This window comes from Synechococcus sp. WH 5701 (assembly GCF_000153045.1).
Classification (GTDB): domain Bacteria; phylum Cyanobacteriota; class Cyanobacteriia; order PCC-6307; family Cyanobiaceae; genus Regnicoccus_A; species Regnicoccus_A antarcticus.
In genome coordinates, this window is record NZ_AANO01000055.1 from 1 (window position 1) to 1,635 (window position 1,635).

Genomic DNA, 1,635 nt, shown 5'->3' on the forward strand with positions numbered 1-1,635 from the left:
CGGCAATGAGATCGAATCAGTAAATATGCGTGATGATCTTGATAACATCGAGGAAAATGAATTCAACGATGGGCGTGCTTTGGTCAGAGACGATGACATGTATGGCTACATTGACCGTGGAGGTAATACTATCGTAGATCTGAAATACTCCGAGGCACTCGCATTTTCGAATAAACTTGCAGCCGTTAGAGTCAGCGACCGCTGGGGTTTTATTGATGCTTCCGGAGAAGTTATAATTTCGCCACAGTTTATCAGCGCAGGAAGATTTGGTGATGGTCTGGCACCTGCCCGCCGTTCGAGTAACCAGTTTGGGTTCATCAATAAGAACGGGGAATTCGTTATACAAGAAACCTTTGACCAGGTACAACCTTTTTCAGAAGGAAGAGCCGGTGTGTTGGTAAACGGCCGCTGGACCTTTATCGACACGAATGGAAATCAGATCACCGGTGCTAAGTTTGATGAGGTCGCCCCGTTTTACAATGGGTTGGCACGTGTCACTATTTACGTAACGGTTGAAGACGAGATTGAAGAACAGTACGGATATATTGATAAGGATGGTAAATATGTCTGGTTTCCGACAAACTGAAAATTCTATGACACATAGTTGACTGAACAGAATACGTAGGTAACAGAAAAAGAGGCGCTTCGGCGCCTCTTTTAGTTATCATCCTTTAATTGTGAGCGGAATCAATCAGATCACTTATCCGTCAGTGATGTCACTCCTGGCAGGTCTTTTCCTTCCAGGTATTCGAGACTTGCTCCACCTCCGGTTGAAACGTGAGAAACCTGGTCACTAAATCCCGCTTGCTTGATAGCTGATGCAGAATCGCCCCCACCAATGATACTGGTAGCTCCATATTTTGTCGCTTCTACTAAGGCTTCCGCAACTGCATCTGTCCCTTCAGCAAAACTAGGCATTTCAAATACACCCATTGGTCCGTTCCATACTACCGTTTTTGCGGATTTGATCACATTACCAAATGCTAATGCCGTTTCAGGACCGATATCCAGAGCTTCCCAATCATCCGGGATATTATCTTCGTCCACCACTTTTTGGTTGGCATCATTGCTGAAATCATCAGCCACTACAAAATCAAATGGAAGCATCAGGTTCACACCGGCTTCTTTTGCTTTCTTCATCAAGTCTTTGGCGGTATCCACCATTTCTTCCTGTAGCAAAGATTTACCAACTGACTTTCCATTAGCTACCAGAAAGGTATACGCCATTCCGCCACCAATTATGATGGTATCCACTTTGCTGATCAGGTTTTCAATGACCGGAATCTTATCTGAGACTTTTGCTCCACCTAAGATCGCTACAAATGGTCGTTCCGGTGAGTTCACACTGTCACTGAGATACCTGATCTCTTTTTCAAGTAAGAAGCCGGAAACCGCAGGTTGCAGATATCGGGTAACCCCAGCTACAGAAGCATGAGCTCTGTGACTACTTCCAAAAGCATCATTCACAAACAGGTCGGCATGTGCGGCCAGCTTTTTACTGAACTCTTCATCATTGCTCTTCTCTTCAGCATGGAAACGAACATTTTCCAGTACTACAATTTCACCAAATTCTGCTGCTTCTATTACGGAAGTCGCTTTCTCTCCAACACAATCCTCTGCAAAATGAACTTTAGT

2 protein-coding genes are annotated in these 1,635 nt (G+C 44.6%); one reads left to right on the forward strand and one right to left on the reverse strand.

Annotated elements, in window-relative coordinates; translation table 11 throughout:
• On the forward strand, positions 1-586 hold a 586-nt coding region (locus WH5701_RS16115; RefSeq protein ID WP_198005097.1), incomplete at its 5' end, for a WG repeat-containing protein.
• A 110-nt stretch (positions 587-696) separates the two neighbouring features.
• Here WH5701_RS16115 and pgk read toward each other — a convergent pair.
• The coding region (pgk, locus tag WH5701_RS16120; protein WP_071934138.1) for a phosphoglycerate kinase at positions 697-1,635 on the reverse strand (939 nt) is incomplete at its 5' end.